Below are 22,028 nucleotides of genomic sequence, written 5' to 3' on the forward strand. Positions count from 1 at the left end.
CGCTAACCCAACTGCACTGAGAGCATACTCAACGAACTCATCACAATGCCATCGGTTGGCGTGGTGATCGCTTCTTCACCATCCCACGCGCCTAAAACATACAGCAGCGGCAGGTAGTGCTCGACGGACGGGTTAGAGAGCGCCGCACCGTCGTGCTGCATGAAGTTCACCAGCGGATGGTCTTTGGCCTCACCTTTCCATGCCAGGTTATCCAGCACGTACTGATTAAACGAAGCCGCCCAAGGGTAAGGCTCTGAATTCCCTTCCCACTTGACCATGCGCAGGTTGTGTACCACGTTGCCACTGGCAACGATCATCACGCCTTCATCGCGCAAGGTCGCCAGTTTCTTACCAATCTGATAGTGATATTCCGCCGGCTTGGTACCGTCGATACTGAGCTGCACAACAGGAATATCGGCGTCCGGGTACATCTTGATCAGCACGCCCCAGGTGCCATGGTCAAAACCCCACTCGCTAGTATCCGCAGTAACATCGATCGGTTTGAGCAGTTCCTGCAGCTGTTTTGCCAGCGCCGGTGAACCCGGTGCCGGATAGCGTTTGTCGAACAGCGCCTGCGGGAAACCGCCGAAATCATGGATAGTACGCGGGTTTTCCATGGCCGTTACCGCCGTGCCACGGGTAAACCAGTGGGCAGAAACGGCAACAATAGCTTTCGGACGCGGCAGGGTTTCGCCCAACGCCTGCCATGCACGGGTATAGGTATTATCTTCAAGCACGTTCATCGGGCTGCCGTGGCCTAAAAACAGAGCGGGCATACGAGGGGAAGTCATAACGTTTTCCTTACCGCATAGTGAAAAGAGTGGCAGAGCTCCTAGCGGGAGACTCTGCGCGATGAAAATACGTTACTCTTTTTCACGGCATGACACAGCCGGATAACGATGATGAAGTTATTCAGTAAATTTGACTGTTTCAGACACAAAAAAGACCGCGCAAGGCGGCCTTTAAGAAACGAAGGCAGGAAACTCAGCTGGCTTGTTGTGTCTGCGCCTGACGGTATGCCACCAGATCTTCAATGGTCAGCACGGGCATATCGTGTTTTTTGGCAAACACGATAGCTTCTGGCGCATGCGCCATGCTGCCGTCGTCGTTGGTCAGTTCACACAGCACACCGAAAGGCTTAAGGCCCGCCAGCGTCACTAAATCAATGGAGGCTTCGGTATGACCACCACGGGTCAGTACGCCGCCTGCCTGTGCGCGTAGCGGGAAAATATGCCCCGGACGGTGCAAGTCAGAAGGCTTGGCGCCATCTTTAATGGCGGCGCGGATGGTGGTGATACGGTCAGCAGCGGATACGCCGGTCGTCACCCCTTCGGCCGCTTCGATAGTCACGGTGAAAGGCGTCTGGAACTGGCTGGAATTGTTCTCAACCATCATCGGCAATTCGAGCTTTTTACGGCTATCTTCGTTCATGGTGAGGCAAACAATGCCGCTGCCGTGGCGGATCGTCAGCGCCATCTGCTCAACGGACATATTTTCGGCGGCAAAGATTAAATCGCCTTCGTTTTCACGATCTTCGTCATCCAGTACCATCACACCGCGGCCATTGCGCAATGCATCAAGTGCACGTTCAACGCGTTGAACTGGCGTACCGAATTCGGAAAGTAGGGTCTGATTCATGGTAAAAATAACCTCATTAAAATTTATGTGGATTACCAGAATCAGGGCGTCTTGAGGAGTATCACTGTGGCGCGACGAAATCGTACGACAGTGTAAAAAAATAACGCAGCGGGCAATATTATATGCCCGGCTTGAACCGTTACTCTCTCCCATCCGGACTTTAACCGTCGGCCCCGGAATTACACCGGATCTGCTGACCTCTAACCCCGAAGGATTGAGCGCTCGCGGGCTTCCACCAAAGATGAAAATGCGTTTCATCAGTACTGACTGTGGTTTACCGCCGGTGGGGACTTTCACCCCGCCCTGAGAATAAGCAGGTCAACTATAACGCCATTAAAAGGTCGGGGCAATGCGTTGAATGACCGATTAATGCCATCGGGAAGGTTTATAGAAACTGCGTCTGCGATTACACTAGGGATAAGCGCCTACTTCGAAACAAGGTAACCAACATGATTGACCCGAAAAAAATTGAACAAATTGCCCGTCAGGTTCATGAGTCTATGCCGAAAGGTATCCGTGAATTTGGTGAGGATGCTGAAAAGAAAATCCGTCAGGTTTTGCAGGCGCAGTTCAGCCGCATGGATCTGGTCAATCGTGAAGAGTTTGATGTGCAGACGCAGGTATTGCTGCGCACCCGCGAGAAGCTGGTGGCGCTGGAACAGCGTCTGACGGAGCTCGAAGCCAAACTGACTGCGGCGCAAAAACCGCAAGATCCTGCTTAACACCCTAGGGTGGTTTACAAACGTAAAAGGCCTGTTTCCACAGGCCTTTTTTAATGTCGCTGCGAAAACTATTCCGCCGGTTTAAACGAGCGCGGCGTTGGCAGAAAACGCCATAACATAGCCAGCATCAACAACGCATAGAACGACTTCCAGCCGACCATCACCAGTAACAGGCAACACAGCACGCTGCCCACCAGCGCCATCACTTTCGAACGCCCTTTCAGTAACCGCCATCCGGCCAACATGCACAGTAGATAGATCAAAATGAAGATGCCGTTGGCATAAACAATCAGCGCATCAAGCGGCAGATTCAGCCAGTAAATCAGCAACGTAAATAGCACACAGCTGCCGACAACGGCATTGAGCGCCGCGACCGGCACACGCTGGGCCGAAAGCTGCGCCAGACGACTTTTTGGCTTCAGCTGCGCCTGCGACCACACCAATCTCGCAAAGCTTTGCGTGTAGATATTCACGCTGGCGAAACAGGCCAGATAACCAATAATGCAAGCCACCCACAATGCGTGCTGACCGAACAGTTGCACGACGATGCCGGGCAGCGATGCCGCGGCCTCACGTCCTTCGCCCCAGGCATGGAATTTCAGCACCGCCACGGTACAGCCCCAATACACGGCGCCCGCCACCAGCATGCCAATCAACAGCGCGCGGGGAAAATCACGCTCGGGATGGCGAAACTCGGTCGCCAGATGCGCAAAAGCTTCCAGACCGACAAAGCACCAGAACATCACCGCCAGCGCATTAAACATCGAACCTGGCGACACATCCGCGACTTTCGGCAACGGGATCTGGCTAAGCGTGATCCCGCCCTTCCACCAAATAGCCACCACCAGCCCGACGACCAGAAAAGCGATGAGTGTCTGAATATTCGCGCTTGAACCCGCGCTGCGGGTGCCGAGAAACCAGATGGCAAACAGCGTCCCGAGCTGGACCATCAACAGATTGCCGCTGCTCCAGCCAAAGGCCGCCTGCCAGAAGCCTGCCGCAATGTGCAAGGCGGCGGGAAGACCGACCGGAATCACCGAGAGAAACAGCCAGCCGGTGACCCGCGCCATATGTGGCCCGAACGCCGTGCCAACAAAATGCGCCGCACCGCCCGCGCTCGGAAAATGCCGTCCTAAAGCAGCAAAGCCAATGGCAATTGGGAAGACCAGCAGGATTAACACCGGCCACGCCCACAGACTGTCGTATTGTGCCAGCTGGGCCGCCAGTGCGGGCACCGCGAAGACGCCCGTTCCCAGTAACGAGGTCGAAAGCAGCCCGACGCCCTGCGCCAGTCCTAACTCCTGTTTAAGTCCACTCACAAATGCCTCTTCCGCCTGCGTAAGGCCTATAAAATAAAGGCCCAGCATCATGCCAGGCCTTCGCTGTTTCAACGTCAGTCACCGCTGCAAAAGATTAATCCTGCGCTTTGATCTGATTGATCAGTTTGGTCGTGGATAAACCATCTTCGAAGTTGAGCACCCGCACTTCTCCGCCGTTGGCCCAGACCTCTTCGCAACCGGCGATTTGCTCTGGTTTGTAATCCCCGCCTTTGACCAGCAGATCAGGAAGGATCCCGGCGATCAGGCGCTGTGGCGTATCTTCTTCAAATGCGACCACCCAATCCACTGCGCCGAGCGCACCCAGCACAATCATGCGATTTTGCAACTGATTAACTGGACGGGTTTCGCCCTTCAGACGTTTAGTGGACGCATCGCTGTTGACCGCGACGATCAACCGGTCACCCAGTTTGCGGGCATTCGCCAGATAGGAGACGTGCCCGGCATGCAGAATGTCGAAAATGCCGTTGGTCATCACGACTTTCTCGCCGCGCTGACGGGCCATAGCCACCGCCGCTTTCAATTCGCTTTCGGTCATGATGCCGAAACCAACGTCAGAACGCCCACCGATGGCATTTTCCAGTTCAACCGGAGAAACCGTCGAGGTACCCAGTTTACCGACCACGACACCCGCAGCAGCATTGGCGAGGAAACACGACTCTTCCAGTGAATTACCTGCTGCCAGCGCTGCCGCCAGCACGCCAATGACCGTATCACCGGCACCGGTAACATCATAAACTTCCTGTGCCTGCGTAGGCAGATGCAGCGGCTCTTTGCCCGGTTGCAGTAACGTCATACCGTGCTCGGAACGGGTCACCAACAGGGCGGAAAGTTCGAAATCCGCCACCAGCTTCATGCCGCGCTCGACCAATTCTGCTTCGTTTTTACAATGCCCGACGACCGCTTCAAATTCTGACAGATTAGGCGTCAGCAGCGTGGCACCGCGATAGCGCTCAAAATCAGAACCTTTAGGATCGATAAGCACCGGCACACCGGCCTTTTTCGCCAGTTGGATCATTGGCTGAACATCAGTCAGCGCACCCTTGGCGTAGTCAGACAGCACCAGTGCACCGCTTAGTGGCAGGGCCTGTTCAATTTTTTGCAGCATTGGCTTGAGATCAACACCTTCAAAACCTTCTTCAAAGTCGAGGCGGATCAACTGCTGGTTGCGTGACAGTACGCGCAGTTTGGTGATGGTCGGGTGAGTGGGTATCGCCACGAAATCACACTGAACGTTTACTTCATCCAGACGCAGGCTCAGCGCGCGGGCGGCATCGTCGATACCGGTCAGGCCGATCAGGCGCGATCCGGCACCGAGGGACGCGATGTTCATCGCCACGTTGGCCGCACCGCCAGGGCGCTCCTCAATGGTGTTGACTTTCACCACCGGCACCGGCGCTTCCGGCGAAATACGGTTAGTCGGGCCATACCAGTAGCGGTCTAACATTACGTCGCCCACTACCAGTACACCGGCACGGTGAAAATCAGGCAGAGTCACTTTCATCCCATACTCCAAAACAGGTAAAACCTGACATAAAAATAGTGCGGGGATAATATCACAAGCCACTATCCTCCCCGAAAAAACCGTCACAACGGAGATTTATCCTATCAGCCGAGCCAGGAATTCCAACTCGCGGTGATTTGCTCCCGTTCCGTCATAAATGCACCGACGTCCACTTTGCCGCTGTGTTCCTGCAACGCCAGATGGTGTATTTCATCACGAAGCGTGACATACGCATGTTTCAATCGCTGCGCTTCCTCCTCCGGCATGATGTCGTACTGCGACATCAGTTCGAAAATACGCACATTGTCCGACCAACGCGTCAGGCCGGGCTCATCGTGGGCAAAGCGCAGAACCAGATATTGTGCAATGAATTCAATGTCGGTGATGCCGCCCGGATCGGCTTTCAAATCAAAGGCATCACGTTTTTTACTACCCAGATGGGCATACATCTTCTCGCGCATTTCACGCACTTCTTTGCGCAGCGCATCGGCGTCACGCTGGCGGCATAAAATCTCGCGCCTTGTGGCATTGAACTGCTGCGTCAGCTGCGGGTCACCGTAGACCACGCGGGCGCGCACCAGCGCCTGATGCTCCCAGGTCCAGGCTTCATTTTGCTGATAATGCGCAAAGGCCTCGATGGTGCTGACCAGCATTCCCGCTGCGCCGGAAGGACGCAGGCGAGCGTCCACTTCGTACAGAATCCCCGACGAGGTGCGGGTGCTGAACAGATGCATGATCCGCTGGGCGAGGCGCAGGTAGAACTGGCGGCCATCGATGCTGCGCTCACCGTCAGTCATCACTTCCGGCGCGCAGTCAAGCAGGAAGACCAGATCCAAGTCTGAACTGTAGCCCAATTCCCAACCGCCCAATTTACCGTAACCGACCACCGCAAAACCACGCCCTTCCCGATGCTGCAAGTGCGTTGGCTGGCCGTAACGGGTGATCATCTGCTCCCACGCCTGCTGGATAACCGCTTCGAGGATCGCTTCGGCCAGATACGTCAGATGATCGCTGACTTTCATCACCGGCAGTGCGCCTGAAATATCCCCGGCGGCGATACGCAGATGTTGTGCCTGTTTAAACTGACGCAGCGCCTCCAGTTGTTGCTCTTCGTCATCGGCCGGAACCCGCAGTAAAAACTGGCGGAGTTCATCGCGGTAGGCGTCAGGCGCCGTCGGCTGGTAAAGGGTGCGGGAATCGAGCAGTTCGTCGAGTAACAGCGGGTGGCGTGCCAGCTGGTTTGCCACCATCGGCGACGCCGCACAGAGCCGTACCAGCTGTTTCAGTGCGCCCGGATACTCCACCAGCAGTTCGATATAGGTCGTGCGGGTAACAATGTTGAGCAGTAATAACGTCAGGCGTTGCAGCGTAATATCCGCATTTTTATAGGCACAGACCTGCGCCAGTAAGCTTGGCATCAGCAGGTCAAGCTGGTCGCGGCCGCGCGGTCCGATGGTGCGCTTGTCCACATCGCGGCGAAACTCTGCAATCAGACGCAATAAGCGGCTCTGCGCTTCGGGCGCCATCTGTGGTACCAAACCGGCGATGTCAGCATCGTCCAGCGCGTCACTCCACAAACTGCTGAACTGCGCATGTTGGGGATCTTCATCTGCGTCCGGCGTGTCGTCGCCAATCAGATCGTCAAACACGGCGCGCACTGAGTGCATGTGGGCATTCAGCCCGTCAAGCAGGGTTGGCCAGTTGGCGAACTGCATTCCCCACGCCAGCCGCGCCTGATTAAGTTCATCCGACGGCAGGGTTTGCGTCTGTTCGTCGGCAATGGCCTGTAACAAGTTTTCCAGACGACGCAGGAACAGATAGCTGTCGCGCAGTTGTTGTACCTGCACAGATGGCAGCAATCCCAGTTCGTCCACGGCCTGCAAAGTCGGCAGTAATGAACGCTGCTGCAATGACGGCTCACGGCCGCCGCGGATCAGCTGGAATACCTGAGCGATAAATTCAATTTCACGGATGCCGCCCGCCCCGAGTTTAATATTGTCTTTCAGACCCCGGCGGCGAACTTCGCGGGCAATCATGCCTTTCATGTTACGCAGCGACTGTATGACGCTGAAGTCGATATAGCGACGGAAGACAAACGGCATCAGCAACTTACGCAATTCCTGGCTGCTGCTGTCTTCGGCTCCCCCCATCAGCCGCGCCTTGACCATTGCGTAACGTTCCCAGTCGCGCCCCTGCTCCTGATAATAATCTTCCAGCGCGGGGAAGCTCATCACCAGCGGGCCGCTGTCGCCAAACGGCCGCAGGCGCATATCCACACGATAGACAAAGCCGTCGATGGTCGGTTGATCCAATGCCTTTATCAGCCGCTGGCCGAGACGGGTAAAGAACTGCGCGTTATCCAGCTGACGCCGTCCGCCCTGCGTCTGGCCGTTTTCGGGATAGGCAAAAATCAGGTCGATATCGGACGAGAAATTAAGCTCACCGCCGCCGAGTTTCCCCATGCCCAGAATCAGCAGCTTTTGCGGCACGCCTTCGGCATTGACTGGCGTACCGAACTCTCGGCAACAGGCGTCGTACAACCATTCCCGCGCGCTCACAATCAGCGTTTCGGCCAGCTCGCTAAGCTGGTGCAATGTCTCTTCGCATTCACTGGTCATCAGCGCCTGCGACCAGGCAATGCGCGTCAAAATACGCTTGCGAAACAGGCGCAGCGCTTTCATCAAACCGGCTTCATCACTCACTTCCGCCAGCGCTTCGCCCAGCCAACGACCATAGTGCTGCCACTCCTGCGCCTGCGGAGGATGCTGCACGATCTCATGCCACCACTGCGGGAAAGCCAGTAAATTTTCACTGATAAAATCACTGGCAGCAACCACGGACAGAGTATCTTCATTCACGTCAGGCAGTGCTTGCGGATGTTCCTGACAGCGAAAAATAAAGCTGTCGGCCTGACTTTGCAGCGGTGGGGAGAGTGGCAACATGAGATCGGGTTCCTTTCGCAAAAAAGCCTGAGTCAGACTCAGGCTACTTGTTCAATTAAACTTCAACCATAAACCAAAAACAGCGAGGCTTTTTAACAGGCCTTATCGGGCGATTTTGCCGTTGAGCCAGAACGCGTCCATCATGACGGCGTGCTGACGGGCAGAATCTTCCCAGGCATGTTGCTGCTTTACGATGGCCTGTTGCAGCTCCAACCAGCCATTGATGTACGGCGTACTGGCTTCTTCCGGGTAAGCGCCTGCTAACATATGGAAGGAGATAATATGGCGTTTCAGACGTGCTAACTGGTCACGGAAACCGTCTTCATCCAGTGACTGACCGAAGACTTCTTTCAGTTCAGCAGCGGTACGGCCCAGCATGATGTCAGCAAAACGCTTGAAAGAACCGTCGAGTTTCTTCTGCGCTTTATCATCAATGAAAGGTTTCCACGCCTGAGTCGCAAGCCATGATGTAAGCGCCAACTTACATTGCAGATACGGTGTGCTGTAGCAAACGGCTTCAGCATCGGCACCTTTCTTCTCCAGCAACGGGACTAAATCAGTCAGCAAGGCACGCAGTTCGGTGGAAGCTTTGCGCGGGATCAACCCGCCGAAAATCACCAGGATCTGGCGCACGGTTTCAACCGCCTGCAGGACAGTCAGACGAACGGTTTTATCACCGCGCACCCAGAGTTCTTCGTGGTATTGCCAGTGATCCATCGCCAGCGCCAGGGTGTCGGCCATCGCCTGCTCAACCGTTGCCTTCGGTGCAGCCTTAAAGATTGGCAACGGGCGAGGTTCACGGGCTGGATTACCTTTTGCCAGATGGTAGCCGCGTGCAGCTTTACTCAGGCCACCCTGGCGTAATCCGCCGTTCTGGCCAATCAGTGCCGCCAGCGCCAGTAAATCGGCAGTGTTGCCTTTTTTCAGCTCCAGCTCAATTTCAGACAGTGGCTCAGAAAGCTCACCGGCCACCACTTCACCCTGATCAAGACCAAGCTCGATCTCGCTTTGCTGGTAAGTAATCACCCACTTCTCACGCGTGAAGGTGGTGCTGAACAGCGGCAGCAAAGCTTTTTGCAGCGCAGCGACTTTGCAGCCTTCCGGCCAGATATCTTTCGGGAAAGCGCTGAGTTTTAAAGTCGGCTTTTTCAGCTCAACATTATATTCAGGGCGCTGATGCAGCCCCCCCACCACACTGCCGGCGGTCTTGATGGTCATTTCGTACTGCTCATCGAAACCACGAATGCGCAGGCCCATGTCGTGGCTACGCATCCAGTTATCAGCAGTTTCGTAATAAATGTTGGTCAGTTTTTGCGGTGCAGAATGTTCGCTGTCAAATTTCGCCAGCTGATCCGGCAATTCGGCGATAGCCGCTGCGGTCGCGATAAATTTTAATTCTATTTCTACGGTCATAGTGGTTTCACACCGGTTCTGGATGTCAAAAGGCTGTTATAAAGCCGACAAAAGGAGTTATCGATAGAGAGAATTCTATCACAGGGTCCGGGCGCAAGCCGCATATCAAGGGATAGTAAGATAGTTCCCATTCCTGTTTATGCATTGCGTCGTCAAACTGTTGCCCTTAGTATCAACCGCTCATGACGTCGGTTCACACATCGCGTTCCATAAATTCACTAAGAAACGATGAAAAAATGCAGAAATTACGCCTAATTGGTCTCGCTTTGCTTACCTTAAGCATCACTTGGGGCGCTCACGCTGATGAAAAGCGCTACATTTCCGACGATCTGATCACCTATATCCACAGCGGTCCGGGTAATCAATATCGTATCGTAGGGACGCTGAACGCCGGTGAACAGGTAACCCTGCGCAGCGTCAACGACAGCACCAAATACGGTGAAATCGTGGATTCAAAAGGCAAAACGGCCTGGATCCCGCTAGACCAGTTGAGCAATATTCCCAGCATCCGTACCCGCGTTCCCGATCTGGAACAGCAGGTCAAAACGCTGACAGATAAATTAACCAATATCGACTCCAGCTGGAACCAGCGTACTGCCGAAATGCAGCAAAAAGTGGCCTCCAGCGACGGTATTATTAATGGTCTGAAGAAAGAGAATCAGGATCTGAAAAATCAGCTGATTGTCGCGCAGAAGAAAGTCAGCGCGGTCAACGTACAGCTGGACGATAAGCAACGCACCATTATCTTACAATGGTTTATGTACGGTGGTGGCGTCGCGGGTGTGGGTCTTCTGCTCGGCCTTATCCTGCCGCACCTGGTTCCGCGTCGTAAGAAAAATGACCGCTGGATGAGCTAATCCCTACCGCTATCGCTTCAGGCAGTACGCAGTTTAAAAGGCACTCCGGTGCCTTTTTGCGTTGCTGTTAACCGCAGATTGCCCCCGCATTTTGCTATGATGAACGGATTGACGGCATTTTCGTGCCGCTTTCAGGCAATATTGCTTTGATTTTCTTCATTACCCGGGAGCCATACCATGAAGAACTACCTGGTCGGCGGCGCAGTCCGAGACAGTTTATTAAATCTGCCGGTGACCGAACATGACTGGGTCGTCGTGGGCGCAACCCCTGAATACATGCTGGCACAGGGCTATCAGCAGGTTGGCAAAGATTTTCCGGTGTTTCTGCACCCGGTCAGCCGCGATGAATACGCGCTGGCCCGCACCGAGCGTAAATCCGGCGCCGGTTACAACGGTTTTACCTGCTATGCCGCGCCAGATGTCACCCTCGAACAGGATCTGATGCGCCGCGACCTGACCATCAACGCCATCGCCAAAAGTGCCGAAGGGGAACTGTTTGACCCCTACCACGGCCAGCGGGATATCGAACAACGCGTACTGCGCCACGTCTCTGATGCATTTGGTGAAGATCCGCTGCGCGTCTTGCGCGTTGCGCGCTTCGCCGCACGCTTTGCGCATCTCGGTTTTCACGTCGCGCCGGAAACACAGCAACTCATGCAGCAGATGGCCGACAGCGGTGAGCTGGAAGCGCTGACGCCGGAACGCGTGTGGAAAGAGACGGAAAAAGCCTTACAGACCCAGGATCCGCAGGTTTATTTTCAGGTGCTGCGCGACTGCGGCGCGCTGAAGGTGCTGTTCCCTGAACTTGATGCGCTGTTTGGCGTACCTGCACCGGAAAAATGGCATCCGGAAATCGATACCGGCATCCATACATTAATGACGCTGAAAATTGCCGCTGAGCTGACGCCAGATGTGGATATCCGCTTCTCTGCCCTGTGCCACGATCTCGGCAAAGGGCTGACGAAACCCGAATATTGGCCACATCATCACGGCCATGGTCCGGCTGGGGTGAAACTGGTTGAAAACGTGTGCCAGCGCTTAAAAGTGCCGACACATATCCGCGAGCTGGCGAAACTGGTGGCCGAGTTCCATGACCTGATCCACACAGTAAATAAGCTGCGTCCGGAAACGATTCTGAAACTGTTCGACACCATCGACGTCTGGCGCAAACCGCAGCGTCTTGAGCAGATGATTTTGACCAGTGAAGCCGATGCCCGAGGCCGCACCGGTTTTGAGCAAAACCCGTACCCGCAGGGCGACTATCTGCGCGAGGCTTATGCCGTGGCGCAGACTATTTCTATCAAGGAAGTGGTGGAGTCCGGTTTGCAGGGCACAGCTATCCGCGATGAATTGAAAAAACGGCGGATACAGGCGATTAGCGAATGGAAAAAAACGCAGGACGTTGCATTCTAAGCTGCTCTTACAGTCATTAAAAAAGCGCCTTTCTGCAAAGATTGGCGCTTTTCTTTTTTATTTCTACGAACAGCATTTCAGCGGGACAACGTTACGCAATAAATACGGCGTAAACAGCTATCGCGACAATAAAACGATAGATGGCGAACGGCACAAAGGAGATGCGCTTAATCACGGACAGAAACGCTTTGATCGCGAACAGTGCCACGATAAACGCTGTCACAAAACCGGTGGCAAACATCGGTAAATCGGCCAGAGAAAGGAAGCTGTAGCTCTTATATAAATCCAGTACGGTCGCCCCCAGCATCATTGGCACCGCCAACAGGAAAGAGAACTCAGACGCAGCAAAACGGCTGACACCCAGTAACATCCCCCCACCGATTGTCGCCCCTGAGCGGGAGAAACCAGGCCACAGCGCCAGACACTGGCACACGCCAATCATCAGAGCCTGAAGATACGTCATATCATCAAGACCTTCGGCGCGAGGCTTTTTCGGCTTCAGCCATTCGGCGGCGATAAGCCAGATACCGCCGACGATCAGCGCATACATAACGTTTTTCGGCTCAAACAGAATTTTGATTTGCGAATGGAAAAGCAGCCCCAGCACCGTGGCGGGCAGCATTCCGAGCAAAATGTGGATAAGATTCAGACGGCGGGTGCCCGTTCCTTCGTGCACCGGCGGCTTACCAAAATGCAGCCCGATCATGCCAAACAGCCTGCGCCAGAACATCACGACTACGGCCATGATCGAACCCAGCTGAATAATGACTTCAAAAGATTTGGCGGTATCACCGGTAAAGCCCAGTAAATTACCGACGATGATCATGTGTCCGGTGGATGACACCGGTAAAAACTCGGTCAACCCTTCGACCACACCCAGAATGACGGCAACCAGTAAAGAATGGCTTTCAACTACCATTTAAATGCCTCAATGCATAAGAAATGAAAACTGCCTGTTTGGCCTTATAACAGGACGAAATTCAGGCAATAAAAAGCGGCATCACGCAGCTGCCGCTAAAACGGCGTCGTTCAAGACGAACACGCCCTTTATAACGCTTTTTTATGACAAACATTCGCACAATCAGTTTCTGAAATTTACATTTAAATCTGCATTTTCAGAGACCATAATCAGCCGCGTACGCCGCGCTCAATGATCACGCCAACGTTGGATGCCTGCGCAACCGCACCCGGTTTACTCAGTTTGATGCGCACCCACGGGGAGTTAAACCGCGCCAGTAAGAGGGTCGCAACCTCTTCGGCTACCCGCTCGACCAGCGCAAAATTCTGCGATGACACATGCTGGCTCACCGCTTCACTGACGTCGGCATAGCTCAGACAGTCATTCACATCGTCGCTGGCGGCCGCCTGACGGTTATCCCACGCCATTTCGATATCGAACACCAGCTTCTGCTGAATCGTCTGTTCCCACTCATAAGCGCCAATGGTTGTGATTACATTTAGTTGCTCAATAAATACGATATCCATCACGCGTTTCTCTGTTTTTGGGTCAGCCGGATACCACTTCCGGCGGAAAATGCGTATTATCCATAGATGTTGCGATTAAAACGACCCTTATTAGACGGAACTGCGTTATGAGTGCTACCGCGCTTGGCATGATTATTTTCGCCTACCTTTGCGGCTCGATTTCCAGTGCAATTCTGGTCTGCCGGGTAGCCGGATTACCCGATCCCCGAACGCAAGGCTCCGGCAACCCCGGTGCGACCAACGTTCTGCGGATTGGCGGTCGTACTGCGGCCGCAACGGTACTGATTTTCGATGTCCTCAAAGGTATGCTGCCTGTCTGGCTGGCGTACAGCCTGAACATTCCGCCGATGTATCTCGGCCTGACCGCCATCGCGGCCTGCGTCGGACATATCTACCCGGTGTTTTTCCGCTTTAAAGGCGGGAAAGGGGTCGCCACGGCGTTTGGTGCTATCGCGCCCATCGGCTGGGACCTGACCGGTCTGATGACCGGAACATGGCTGCTGACGGTGCTGCTGAGCGGCTACTCGTCCCTGGGGGCGATTGTCAGTGCGCTGATTGCTCCCTTCTATGTCTGGTGGTTCAAACCGCAATTTACTTTCCCGGTGGCCATGCTTTCATGCCTGATTTTACTGCGTCATCACGACAACATTCAGCGCTTATGGCGCCGGCAGGAAACTAAAATCTGGGATAAGTGGAAAGAGAAACGTGCCGCGAAAAAAGCCGCGTTAGCAGCCGAAAAACGCAGTGGAAACGAAAAATAACGCCGGATAACAGACATAAAAAAACGACCTCATTGAAGGTCGTTTTTTTTGGCTCAAACTCACTCAATCTAAGCCGGTATGAGCGGGAGCGAGGCAAGGCACAAGAAGGTGAAAAGCGCAGCACACATCAGTATGTGAGCATTTTAGCCGCCGCAGCAACGCACGTCTCAGACCGGCGGAAGCTCGGCCAACGGCCAGCGAGGCCGCACAGAGATACTCAAGTCCGTATTCTGACTACTGCTCAACCGGACCATTCCCGCATAGGCAATCATCGCGCCGTTATCGGTGCAGAACTCAGGACGTGCATAAAATACAGCGCCACCGCGTTTTTGCATCATTTCAGCGAGTTTTGCCCGCAGGGTAAGGTTTGCACTGACGCCACCGGCCATCACCAGACGCTTAAAACCGGTGTGGTCCAGCGCGCGTTTACATTTGATCGCCAGCGTATCCACCACTGCATCTTCAAATGCACGGGCGATATCCGCGTGAGTTTGCGGGTCGCTGTCATTGGCACGAACGGTATTTGCTGCGAACGTTTTCAGGCCGGAAAAACTAAAATCCAGACCAGGACGGTCAGTCATTGGCCGCGGGAACGTAAAGCGCCCCGCCGTGCCCTGCTGCGCCATTTTCGACAGCATCGGGCCGCCGGGATAGTCCAGACCCAGCAATTTTGCGGTCTTGTCGAAGGCTTCGCCTGCGGCGTCATCCACGGATTCCCCCAGCAGTTCATACTGGCCGATGCCGGTTACGCTGATTAACTGCGTATGTCCGCCAGAAACCAGCAGCGCAACGAAAGGAAAATCAGGCGGATTGTCTTCCAGCATGGGCGCCAGCAAGTGACCTTCCATGTGATGGACCGGTACCGCAGGCACACCCCATGCAAACGCCAGTGAGCGCCCGATGGTAGCCCCAACCAGCAACGCGCCGACTAAACCTGGGCCTGCGGTGTAAGCCACACCGTCGATGTCCTGCGCGGTCAGACCGGCCTCTTTCAATGCCGCCTGAATCAGGGGAATAGTTTTGCGCACGTGGTCGCGTGATGCCAACTCAGGCACGACACCGCCATAATCCGCATGCAGTTTTACCTGACTATACAGTTGGTTGGCTAACAAACCGGCCTCGCTGTCATAGACTGCAATTCCGGTTTCATCGCAGGACGTTTCTATACCCAGTACTCGCATCACCTTTCCCATCTTGTTTTCACGCTAACTTGCGGCGCGCAGTTTACCATACAACGCCCGCACGGCGCTGCTTCTGCTAAGTAAATCCTGCAACTTCGCCAATTAATGTCGAGCAATTTAAGTTGATTGGTATATAATCGCCGGCCGACGCAAAAGCGAGCGCACTTTTGAAACAGATGGGTTGGAATGCGCAGCTTCAATTTGCCGTTATGCTTTACAACGCAGAGCAAGTTGGAGTAAAATTCCGCACCATTTTGAAATGTGCTGGTACAAACCAGCAAACAAACCGATTTTATCGAGGTGAGAGGCACATGCCTGTAATTAAAGTACGTGAAAACGAGCCGTTCGACGTAGCTCTGCGTCGCTTCAAACGTTCCTGCGAAAAAGCGGGTGTTCTGGCAGAAGTTCGTCGTCGTGAGTTCTATGAAAAACCGACTACCGAACGTAAACGCGCCAAAGCATCTGCAGTAAAACGCCACGCCAAGAAACTGGCTCGCGAAAACGCACGCCGCACTCGTCTGTATTAATCTCCGGGGGCAACCCCACAGTGTGTTTTTGCTCACGCAGAAACACACAAATCGATGAGTAGTTGCATACGCATGCCGTGCTTTCCGAAAGGAATGCGCGGCTTGTTCTCGTTTATAGGCTAGTGAGTAAGGGGCTTATGGCTGGGAGAATTCCGCGCGTATTTATCAATGACTTGCTGGCTCGTGTCGACATCGTGGATCTTATCGATGCTCGCGTAAAGCTGAAGAAACAAGGCAAGAATTACCACGCGTGTTGCCCTTTCCACCATGAGAAAACACCCTCATTTACCGTAAACAGCGATAAGCAATTTTATCATTGTTTCGGCTGTGGAGCGCACGGCAATGCCGTCGACTTCCTGATGAACTACGACAGACTGGAGTTTGTCGAAAGTATCGAGGAACTGGCGACAATGCAGGGTCTGGAAGTGCCGTACGAAGCAGGCACAGGTCCAAGCCAGATGGAGCGCCATCAGCGTCAAAGCCTTTACCAGTTGATGGAGCCGCTTGCCGCCTTCTATCAGCAATCACTTAAACAACCCGCCGGTGCACCTGCCAGAGAATATCTTTCTCAGCGTGGCTTAAGTGAAGATGTGATCGCCCATTTTGCCATCGGTTTCGCCCCACCGGGCTGGGACAACGCACTCAAGCGTTTTGGCAAAAATGCAGATGACAAAGCCTCATTAATTGACGCTGGTATGTTGGTCACCAATGACAACGGACGCAGCTATGATCGTTTCCGCGAGCGGGTTATGTTCCCGATCCGCGACAAACGTGGCCGCGTGATAGCCTTTGGTGGCAGGGTGTTAGGCGACGGTACGCCGAAATACCTGAACTCGCCGGAAACCGAGATTTTCCATAAAGGTCGCCAGTTATACGGCCTTTATGAAGCTCAGCTGAAACAGCCGACACCTTTGCGATTATTAGTTGTCGAAGGGTATATGGACGTCGTCGCACTGGCGCAATTTGGCATCGATTATGCCGTTGCCTCACTGGGAACCTCGACCACCGCCGACCACATTCAGCTGATGTTCCGCGCCACCGATAACGTGGTGTGTTGCTATGACGGCGACAGAGCCGGGCGCGAAGCAGCCTGGCGCGCACTGGAAACGGCCTTGCCGTATCTGAACGATGGCCGTCAGCTACGTTTTATGTTTTTACCCGATGGCGAAGATCCTGACACGCTGGTGCGTAAAGAAGGTAAAGCGGCGTTCGAACAACGGATGGAGCAGGCGCAGCCGCTTTCAACTTTCCTGTTCGATTCGCTGATGCCGCAGGTCGATTTAAGCAGCCCCGATGGGCGCACTAAATTGAGCATGCTGGCACTGCCTTTGATTCGCCAGGTACCGGGAGAGACGCTGCGGATGTACCTGCGGCAGCAGTTGGGCAATAAGCTAGGCATTCTTGATGACAACCAGCTCGAAAAACTGATGCCAAAGCAAGCAGACAGCGGGAATACCTACCAGGCACCCCAGCTAAAACGCACAACCATGCGTATACTTATAGGGTTACTGGTACAAAACCCACAACTGGCTACACTTATACCCTCGCTGCAAGGATTGGAACAAGCGAAGCAACCGGGACTGGATCTGTTTAGCGAGTTGGTAACCACTTGCTTAGCCCAGCCGGGGCTGACCACGGGCCAATTGCTTGAGTTATACCGCGACAATAAGTTCTACCAGCAGCTTGAAACTCTGGCGACATGGAACCATATGATCGTTGAGGATATGGTCGAAGAAGAGTTTCGTGCCACGCTCGCAAGCCTGTATGACTCGATCCTAGAGCAACGGCTCGAAATATTAATCGCTAAAGCCCGAACGCATGGACTCAGCCCGGAAGAACGTACCGAGGTCAGTTCATTGAATCAGGTTTTAGCTAAAAAGAATTAAGCCTGAATGCATGGGCTACTGAACAAACGGCTTAAGTGCCGATAAAAAGTGGGACACCGTCCCGCGCTATGCCGCCTTTGTGGGCCGCGGCAACAAGCAAACGCCCCTATACCCTAACGGGTAAACGTTATTGTTGGCGGTTTCGCTGACCAACACCAACCCAAATACTCTGAAGTGTGGATACCGTCTTATGGAGCAAAACCCGCAGTCACAGCTTAAGCTACTTGTCACCCGTGGTAAGGAGCAAGGCTATCTGACCTTTGCTGAGGTCAATGACCATCTGCCGGAAGATATCGTCGACTCCGACCAGATCGAAGACATCATCCAGATGATTAATGACATGGGCATCCAGGTTCTTGAAGAAGCTCCTGACGCCGATGACTTAATGCTGGCCGAAAACCGCCCTGATACCGACGAAGATGCAGCAGAAGCTGCCGCGCAGGTACTGTCCAGCGTTGAATCTGAAATCGGACGCACCACTGACCCGGTTCGCATGTACATGCGTGAAATGGGTACCGTTGAACTTCTGACCCGTGAAGGCGAAATCGACATCGCCAAACGTATCGAAGATGGTATCAACCAGGTTCAGTGCTCCGTTGCCGAATACCCTGAAGCGATTACTTATCTGCTCGAGCAGTACGATCGCGTTGAAGCAGGCGAAGCACGTCTTTCTGATCTGATCACCGGTTTCGTTGATCCGAATGCAGAAGAAGAGATCGCACCAACGGCTACTCACGTGGGTTCTGAACTGACCACCGAAGAGCAGAATGACAACGACGACGACGAAGATGAAGACGACGACGCTGAAGACGACAACAGCATCGACCCGGAACTGGCGCGCCAGAAGTTCACCGATCTGCGTGAACAGCATGAAGCGACCCGTGCCGTCATCAAGAAAAACGGCCGCAGCCATAAGAGCGCCGCAGAAGAAATTCTGAAACTGTCCGACGTCTTCAAGCAGTTCCGTTTGGTACCAAAACAGTTCGACTTCCTGGTTAACAGCATGCGTTCCATGATGGATCGCGTCCGCACTCAGGAACGTTTGATCATGAAGCTGTGCGTTGAACAGTGCAAAATGCCGAAGAAAAACTTCGTCACTCTGTTCTCCAGTAATGAAACCAGCCAAACCTGGTTTGATGCGGCTCTGGCAATGGGTAAACCATGGTCTGAGAAGCTGAAAGAAGTCACTGACGACGTACAACGCGGCCTGATGAAACTGCGTCAGATCGAAGAAGAGACCGGCCTGACCATCGAACAGGTCAAAGATATTAACCGTCGCATGTCGATCGGTGAAGCTAAGGCTCGTCGCGCCAAGAAAGAGATGGTTGAAGCAAACTTACGTCTGGTTATTTCTATCGCGAAGAAATACACCAACCGTGGCTTGCAGTTCCTCGACCTGATCCAGGAAGGTAACATCGGCCTGATGAAAGCCGTTGATAAGTTTGAATATCGCCGTGGTTATAAGTTCTCAACTTATGCGACCTGGTGGATCCGTCAGGCTATCACCCGTTCCATCGCCGACCAGGCGCGTACCATCCGTATTCCGGTGCATATGATTGAGACTATCAACAAACTCAACCGTATTTCGCGCCAGATGCTGCAAGAGATGGGCCGCGAACCGACGCCGGAAGAGCTGGCTGAACGTATGCTGATGCCGGAAGACAAAATCCGTAAAGTGCTGAAAATTGCTAAAGAGCCTATCTCCATGGAAACGCCAATCGGCGACGATGAAGATTCGCATCTGGGTGATTTCATCGAGGATACTACCCTTGAGTTGCCACTGGATTCTGCTACTTCAGAAAGCCTGCGTTCTGCAACACACGACGTTCTGGCGGGTCTGACTGCGCGTGAAGCGAAAGTACTGCGTATGCGTTTCGGTATCGACATGAATACCGACCACACGCTGGAAGAAGTGGGTAAACAGTTCGACGTTACCCGCGAACGTATCCGTCAGATCGAAGCGAAGGCATTGCGCAAACTGCGCCACCCAAGCCGTTCTGAAGTCCTGCGCAGCTTCCTTGACGACTAGTCGTTAACGATTAATTGTCATTAAAAAGCCCGCGATGGTGAATGCCTTCGCGGGCTTTTGCTTTTTGCAATCTCACATCGCTGTCACTGCGCGTTGAGCGACTCATACAACTCACGATAAGACGCCACCAGTTCGTCGAGCGTCGCCCGATTCAGCCCGCTGGGGTTAGGCAGCACCCAGACTTGCGTCTTACCGATTTGCAGCGCCTGACGCCCCCAGTTCACCTTACTGATACCAAATGCCTTACTGAATGCCTGCTTGCCCAGTACTGCCAGAACACGTGGCTGATAGCGTTCAATCTTCGCCGTCAGTGCTGCGCCGCCTTCGCGCAACTCGTCACGCACCAACTCGGTCGCTTCCACCGTCGGGCGCTCAACCAGCATGGTGATACCACACGCGGTATCCAGCAGATGGTGTTCCTCTTCCGGCTTGAGCAAACCGTCGGTAAAGCCCGCCTGGTGGATCACTTTCCAGAAACGGTTGTTGGCATTAGCAAAATGGTAGCCATGATGGGCAGTAGAAAGACCCGGATTGATCCCGCAAAACAGCACGGTAAGATCGTCAGCAATAATGTCGGTGATCATGATGTAACCCTGTGACGTATTTACCGCAGTTATCGCAAAAAAAGGCAGCAATGACAACAGGCTAGAATCGCACACAAAACACGCATACAAACCGATCACCTGTAGACCTGTAACCGGAACTTACCGTATAATCCCGCCCCACGGCCCCTTAGCTCAGTTGGTTAGAGCACGCGACTCATAATCGCTTGGTCACTGGTTCAAGTCCAGTAGGGGCCACCAAATTTTAGCTTTAAATTCAAATAATTAAGCCACTTCAAACGGAGTGGCTTTTTTTATAGCGATAACGGTCCGAAATATATACAACGAGAAATCTAACTCCGAATCTTCCGCTCAATCTTCTTGTCCATTCCCATATCATAATACCGGCTCGGCCAAATATCTTTCGGTTGAACTTTTAATGCATCGGCGATCTGCTTTTCCCCTTTCGGCCTAGGGTGGCTTAGCGCGTTGGCGAGTGTTGATGATGCCAAACCAGAATCACGCGAAGTGCGGCGAGCGTGGTGACCTTTTAACGTAATCCGGCGATGATGTCCGCGGGGTGCCAGTCGGGTTTGATTTTCATTGCGCACCGCCTCTATTCTTCAAAGCAAGATTGAGGAACGGCAGAAAAGTCGGGCTATGGGATGTTTTCGTCATGATGCAGGTTCCAGTAGATGAGGTGTAAAGCTACCACTGGAGTTCTCACGCTCTTGGGTGGTAGCCCAGACGGGGGTGAGAATACCGGCTCTACTGGCTACCGGCCTGACCGAAGTCAGCCCCGCCTGAGCCACCATTGAGAGTTACAAATACAGTATAGAAAGTATTTCTAACAGGTAGGCAAAAGCGATGACACACAAAGTTGTGTTGTCACCAGTAGATTCAACGAGTTCTCACGCCCGGCTGCAGATTTTGCCGCAGCGAGGCAACTATACAGAACTGAGGATAGGGAACCAAATAACCGACATCGCTTTTGCGAGACGTATTCCAATGAAAAGGCAAAATAAAAAAGGCCACCCTTTGGCAGCCTTCTGGCATACGGCAGCTAAAACCTACTTCAGCCCCATCTGCCCGCGCAGTTCGGCTTTTGCGGCGTCGAATTCAGTCTGGAATTCAGGCTGTTCGGCCATCTTCTGGGCGATGAGTGCAGCACCAGTGCGACTCATAACAGTATCTGAACGGTAATGGAAACCCGCTACCAAGCGGTTCTCGGCGTAACCTGCGGCACGGGTGAACAGTTCATTGCGCTTTTCCGGCACCATATCGCCCAGCAAGGTTGCCATAAGGTAGCCGATAGTCGAGTGACCGGACGGCCATGAGCCCGATTTAGATTTTTTCAGCAGTGGGTGAATTTGTTCATCCAGCATATACGGGCGCGGGCGGTTGAAGAACTTCTTGGCGGAATCATCCACCACGTCTTCGGTCGCAACCACGCGCTCAAACAGCGCCGCCACTTTCGGTAATTTTTCAGCGTTGAAATCAGGTCCCATTACGTCGGCAAAGCGCCAAACATTTTCCTCAGCATCCGCAATTGCCGCTTTTTCCTGCTCCGGCGTGCGGCTGGCCTGAATCGCCAGCAGCTCTTTCAGCTCGGCTTTGGTCTGGGCTGAATCATCCGCCGGTGGAGCAGGCAGATATTTACTCAGATCAACCTCTTTGCTGGTGACGAAAGGCTTAGCCTCTTCGGCAGCGTGAACGGCAAAGGCGCTGGAGGTAACGGTTAAAAACAGTAATGCGACGAGGGACTTACGCAAGGGAGTGCTCCTGATATTT

19 protein-coding genes, 1 tRNA gene, 1 pseudogene and 1 riboswitch are annotated in these 22,028 nt (G+C 53.6%); of the genes and pseudogenes, 8 read left to right on the top strand and 13 right to left on the bottom strand.

The features are described from left to right. Nucleotides 1-2: 2 nt before the first annotated feature. On the bottom strand, nucleotides 3-791 hold the full coding sequence (gene ygiD / locus ACZRKO_RS16645) for a 4,5-DOPA-extradiol-dioxygenase (protein WP_463738360.1): 789 nt from the start codon (nucleotides 789-791) through the stop codon (nucleotides 3-5). Between the two features lie 193 nt (nucleotides 792-984). Beyond that, nucleotides 985-1,638: a 3,4-dihydroxy-2-butanone-4-phosphate synthase gene (gene ribB / locus ACZRKO_RS16650; RefSeq protein WP_463738361.1), complete on the bottom strand. Its 654-nt coding sequence runs from the start codon at nucleotides 1,636-1,638 to the stop codon at nucleotides 985-987. Between the two features lie 137 nt (nucleotides 1,639-1,775). Next, a riboswitch (FMN riboswitch) is annotated at nucleotides 1,776-1,953 on the bottom strand. Nucleotides 1,954-2,087: 134 nt separating this feature from the next. Here ribB and ubiK point away from each other — a divergent pair. Continuing rightward, the gene (gene ubiK / locus ACZRKO_RS16655) at nucleotides 2,088-2,360 is read left to right on the top strand and encodes a ubiquinone biosynthesis accessory factor UbiK (protein ID WP_463738362.1); all 273 of its coding nucleotides are present in this window, start codon (nucleotides 2,088-2,090) and stop codon (nucleotides 2,358-2,360) included. A gap of 68 nt (nucleotides 2,361-2,428) precedes the next feature. Here the strand turns inward: ubiK and yjeH are convergent, their stop codons facing one another. From yjeH to ACZRKO_RS16675, 4 genes are all read right to left on the bottom strand, one after another. After that, nucleotides 2,429-3,679, bottom strand: coding sequence for an L-methionine/branched-chain amino acid transporter (gene yjeH, locus ACZRKO_RS16660; protein ID WP_463738363.1), 1,251 nt, complete (start codon nucleotides 3,677-3,679; stop codon nucleotides 2,429-2,431). Between the two features lie 94 nt (nucleotides 3,680-3,773). Next, a complete protein-coding gene (gene hldE / locus ACZRKO_RS16665) occupies nucleotides 3,774-5,201 on the bottom strand; it encodes a bifunctional D-glycero-beta-D-manno-heptose-7-phosphate kinase/D-glycero-beta-D-manno-heptose 1-phosphate adenylyltransferase HldE (RefSeq protein ID WP_463738364.1) in 1,428 nt (475 codons plus the stop codon). A gap of 104 nt (nucleotides 5,202-5,305) precedes the next feature. Further along, nucleotides 5,306-8,143, bottom strand: a complete 2,838-nt coding sequence (gene glnE / locus ACZRKO_RS16670; protein WP_463738365.1) for a bifunctional [glutamate--ammonia ligase]-adenylyl-L-tyrosine phosphorylase/[glutamate--ammonia-ligase] adenylyltransferase — start codon at nucleotides 8,141-8,143, stop codon at nucleotides 5,306-5,308. 102 nt (nucleotides 8,144-8,245) lie between these two features. Beyond that, on the bottom strand, nucleotides 8,246-9,556 hold the full coding sequence (locus ACZRKO_RS16675) for a CYTH domain-containing protein (RefSeq protein ID WP_463738366.1): 1,311 nt from the start codon (nucleotides 9,554-9,556) through the stop codon (nucleotides 8,246-8,248). A 236-nt stretch (nucleotides 9,557-9,792) separates the two neighbouring features. On the opposite strand from ACZRKO_RS16675, the gene ACZRKO_RS16680 reads away from it, so the two are divergent. Then, on the top strand, nucleotides 9,793-10,413 hold the full coding sequence (locus ACZRKO_RS16680; RefSeq protein WP_463738367.1) for a TIGR04211 family SH3 domain-containing protein: 621 nt from the start codon (nucleotides 9,793-9,795) through the stop codon (nucleotides 10,411-10,413). Nucleotides 10,414-10,590: 177 nt separating this feature from the next. Continuing rightward, nucleotides 10,591-11,826: a multifunctional CCA addition/repair protein gene (locus ACZRKO_RS16685; RefSeq protein ID WP_463738368.1), complete on the top strand. Its 1,236-nt coding sequence runs from the start codon at nucleotides 10,591-10,593 to the stop codon at nucleotides 11,824-11,826. Between the two features lie 91 nt (nucleotides 11,827-11,917). Here ACZRKO_RS16685 and bacA read toward each other — a convergent pair whose 3' ends face one another. Then, entirely contained in the window at nucleotides 11,918-12,745 is an 828-nt protein-coding gene (gene bacA, locus ACZRKO_RS16690) for an undecaprenyl-diphosphate phosphatase (RefSeq protein WP_463738369.1), read from the bottom strand. 209 nt (nucleotides 12,746-12,954) lie between these two features. Next, nucleotides 12,955-13,311, bottom strand: coding sequence for a bifunctional dihydroneopterin aldolase/7,8-dihydroneopterin epimerase (gene folB / locus ACZRKO_RS16695; RefSeq protein WP_463738370.1), 357 nt, complete (start codon nucleotides 13,309-13,311; stop codon nucleotides 12,955-12,957). A gap of 107 nt (nucleotides 13,312-13,418) precedes the next feature. Here folB and plsY point away from each other — a divergent pair, with 107 nt between their 5' ends. Beyond that, nucleotides 13,419-14,072 (top strand): glycerol-3-phosphate 1-O-acyltransferase PlsY, encoded by a 654-nt coding sequence (gene plsY, locus ACZRKO_RS16700; RefSeq protein ID WP_463738371.1) that lies wholly within the window; start codon nucleotides 13,419-13,421, stop codon nucleotides 14,070-14,072. 167 nt (nucleotides 14,073-14,239) lie between these two features. On the opposite strand, the gene tsaD is transcribed toward plsY, so the two are convergent. Continuing rightward, nucleotides 14,240-15,253: a tRNA (adenosine(37)-N6)-threonylcarbamoyltransferase complex transferase subunit TsaD gene (gene tsaD / locus ACZRKO_RS16705; protein ID WP_463738372.1), complete on the bottom strand. Its 1,014-nt coding sequence runs from the start codon at nucleotides 15,251-15,253 to the stop codon at nucleotides 14,240-14,242. 311 nt (nucleotides 15,254-15,564) lie between these two features. Between tsaD and rpsU the strand changes: the two genes are divergently transcribed. The 3 genes from rpsU (at nucleotide 15,565) to rpoD (ending at nucleotide 19,695) form a co-directional block, all read left to right on the top strand. After that, nucleotides 15,565-15,780: a 30S ribosomal protein S21 gene (gene rpsU, locus ACZRKO_RS16710; RefSeq protein ID WP_001144069.1), complete on the top strand. Its 216-nt coding sequence runs from the start codon at nucleotides 15,565-15,567 to the stop codon at nucleotides 15,778-15,780. A 137-nt stretch (nucleotides 15,781-15,917) separates the two neighbouring features. Beyond that, nucleotides 15,918-17,666 (top strand): DNA primase, encoded by a 1,749-nt coding sequence (gene dnaG / locus ACZRKO_RS16715; protein WP_463738373.1) that lies wholly within the window; start codon nucleotides 15,918-15,920, stop codon nucleotides 17,664-17,666. Nucleotides 17,667-17,856: 190 nt separating this feature from the next. Next, nucleotides 17,857-19,695: an RNA polymerase sigma factor RpoD gene (rpoD, locus tag ACZRKO_RS16720; protein WP_463738374.1), complete on the top strand. Its 1,839-nt coding sequence runs from the start codon at nucleotides 17,857-17,859 to the stop codon at nucleotides 19,693-19,695. A gap of 83 nt (nucleotides 19,696-19,778) precedes the next feature. Here the strand turns inward: rpoD and mug are convergent, their stop codons facing one another. Beyond that, complete coding sequence (gene mug, locus ACZRKO_RS16725; RefSeq protein ID WP_463738375.1) at nucleotides 19,779-20,279, bottom strand: G/U mismatch-specific DNA glycosylase; 501 nt, start codon at nucleotides 20,277-20,279, stop codon at nucleotides 19,779-19,781. A gap of 142 nt (nucleotides 20,280-20,421) precedes the next feature. Here mug and ACZRKO_RS16730 point away from each other — a divergent pair. Continuing rightward, a tRNA-Ile gene (locus ACZRKO_RS16730) sits at nucleotides 20,422-20,498 on the top strand. Nucleotides 20,499-20,590: 92 nt separating this feature from the next. Here ACZRKO_RS16730 and ACZRKO_RS16735 read toward each other — a convergent pair. From ACZRKO_RS16735 to ACZRKO_RS16745, 3 genes and pseudogenes are all read right to left on the bottom strand, one after another. Further along, a pseudogene (locus ACZRKO_RS16735) lies at nucleotides 20,591-20,841 on the bottom strand (helix-turn-helix domain-containing protein). A gap of 70 nt (nucleotides 20,842-20,911) precedes the next feature. After that, nucleotides 20,912-21,052, bottom strand: coding sequence for an ash family protein (locus ACZRKO_RS16740; protein WP_463738376.1), 141 nt, complete (start codon nucleotides 21,050-21,052; stop codon nucleotides 20,912-20,914). Nucleotides 21,053-21,307: 255 nt separating this feature from the next. Beyond that, a complete protein-coding gene (locus ACZRKO_RS16745) occupies nucleotides 21,308-22,009 on the bottom strand; it encodes an acid phosphatase (RefSeq protein WP_463738377.1) in 702 nt (233 codons plus the stop codon). Between the last annotated feature and the right edge of the window lie 19 nt (nucleotides 22,010-22,028).

The sequence above is a fragment of the Ewingella sp. C233 genome (assembly GCF_055407225.1).

What these genes read in the sequence shown, in the direction of transcription:
- dnaG (WP_463738373.1), top strand. Translation starts at nt 15,918, where the DNA reads ATGGCTGGGAGAATTCCGCGCGTATTTATCAATGACTTGCTGGCTCGT.
- mug (WP_463738375.1), bottom strand. Translation starts at nt 20,279, where the DNA reads ATGATCACCGACATTATTGCTGACGATCTTACCGTGCTGTTTTGCGGG.
- bacA (WP_463738369.1), bottom strand. Translation starts at nt 12,745, where the DNA reads ATGGTAGTTGAAAGCCATTCTTTACTGGTTGCCGTCATTCTGGGTGTG.
- ACZRKO_RS16675 (WP_463738366.1), bottom strand. Translation starts at nt 9,556, where the DNA reads ATGACCGTAGAAATAGAATTAAAATTTATCGCGACCGCAGCGGCTATC.
- plsY (WP_463738371.1), top strand. Translation starts at nt 13,419, where the DNA reads ATGAGTGCTACCGCGCTTGGCATGATTATTTTCGCCTACCTTTGCGGC.
- hldE (WP_463738364.1), bottom strand. Translation starts at nt 5,201, where the DNA reads ATGAAAGTGACTCTGCCTGATTTTCACCGTGCCGGTGTACTGGTAGTG.
- ubiK (WP_463738362.1), top strand. Translation starts at nt 2,088, where the DNA reads ATGATTGACCCGAAAAAAATTGAACAAATTGCCCGTCAGGTTCATGAG.
- rpsU (WP_001144069.1), top strand. Translation starts at nt 15,565, where the DNA reads ATGCCTGTAATTAAAGTACGTGAAAACGAGCCGTTCGACGTAGCTCTG.
- rpoD (WP_463738374.1), top strand. Translation starts at nt 17,857, where the DNA reads ATGGAGCAAAACCCGCAGTCACAGCTTAAGCTACTTGTCACCCGTGGT.
- ACZRKO_RS16680 (WP_463738367.1), top strand. Translation starts at nt 9,793, where the DNA reads ATGCAGAAATTACGCCTAATTGGTCTCGCTTTGCTTACCTTAAGCATC.
- ygiD (WP_463738360.1), bottom strand. Translation starts at nt 791, where the DNA reads ATGACTTCCCCTCGTATGCCCGCTCTGTTTTTAGGCCACGGCAGCCCG.
- ACZRKO_RS16685 (WP_463738368.1), top strand. Translation starts at nt 10,591, where the DNA reads ATGAAGAACTACCTGGTCGGCGGCGCAGTCCGAGACAGTTTATTAAAT.
- tsaD (WP_463738372.1), bottom strand. Translation starts at nt 15,253, where the DNA reads ATGCGAGTACTGGGTATAGAAACGTCCTGCGATGAAACCGGAATTGCA.
- glnE (WP_463738365.1), bottom strand. Translation starts at nt 8,143, where the DNA reads ATGTTGCCACTCTCCCCACCGCTGCAAAGTCAGGCCGACAGCTTTATT.
- ribB (WP_463738361.1), bottom strand. Translation starts at nt 1,638, where the DNA reads ATGAATCAGACCCTACTTTCCGAATTCGGTACGCCAGTTCAACGCGTT.
- ACZRKO_RS16740 (WP_463738376.1), bottom strand. Translation starts at nt 21,052, where the DNA reads ATGGTGGCTCAGGCGGGGCTGACTTCGGTCAGGCCGGTAGCCAGTAGA.
- folB (WP_463738370.1), bottom strand. Translation starts at nt 13,311, where the DNA reads ATGGATATCGTATTTATTGAGCAACTAAATGTAATCACAACCATTGGC.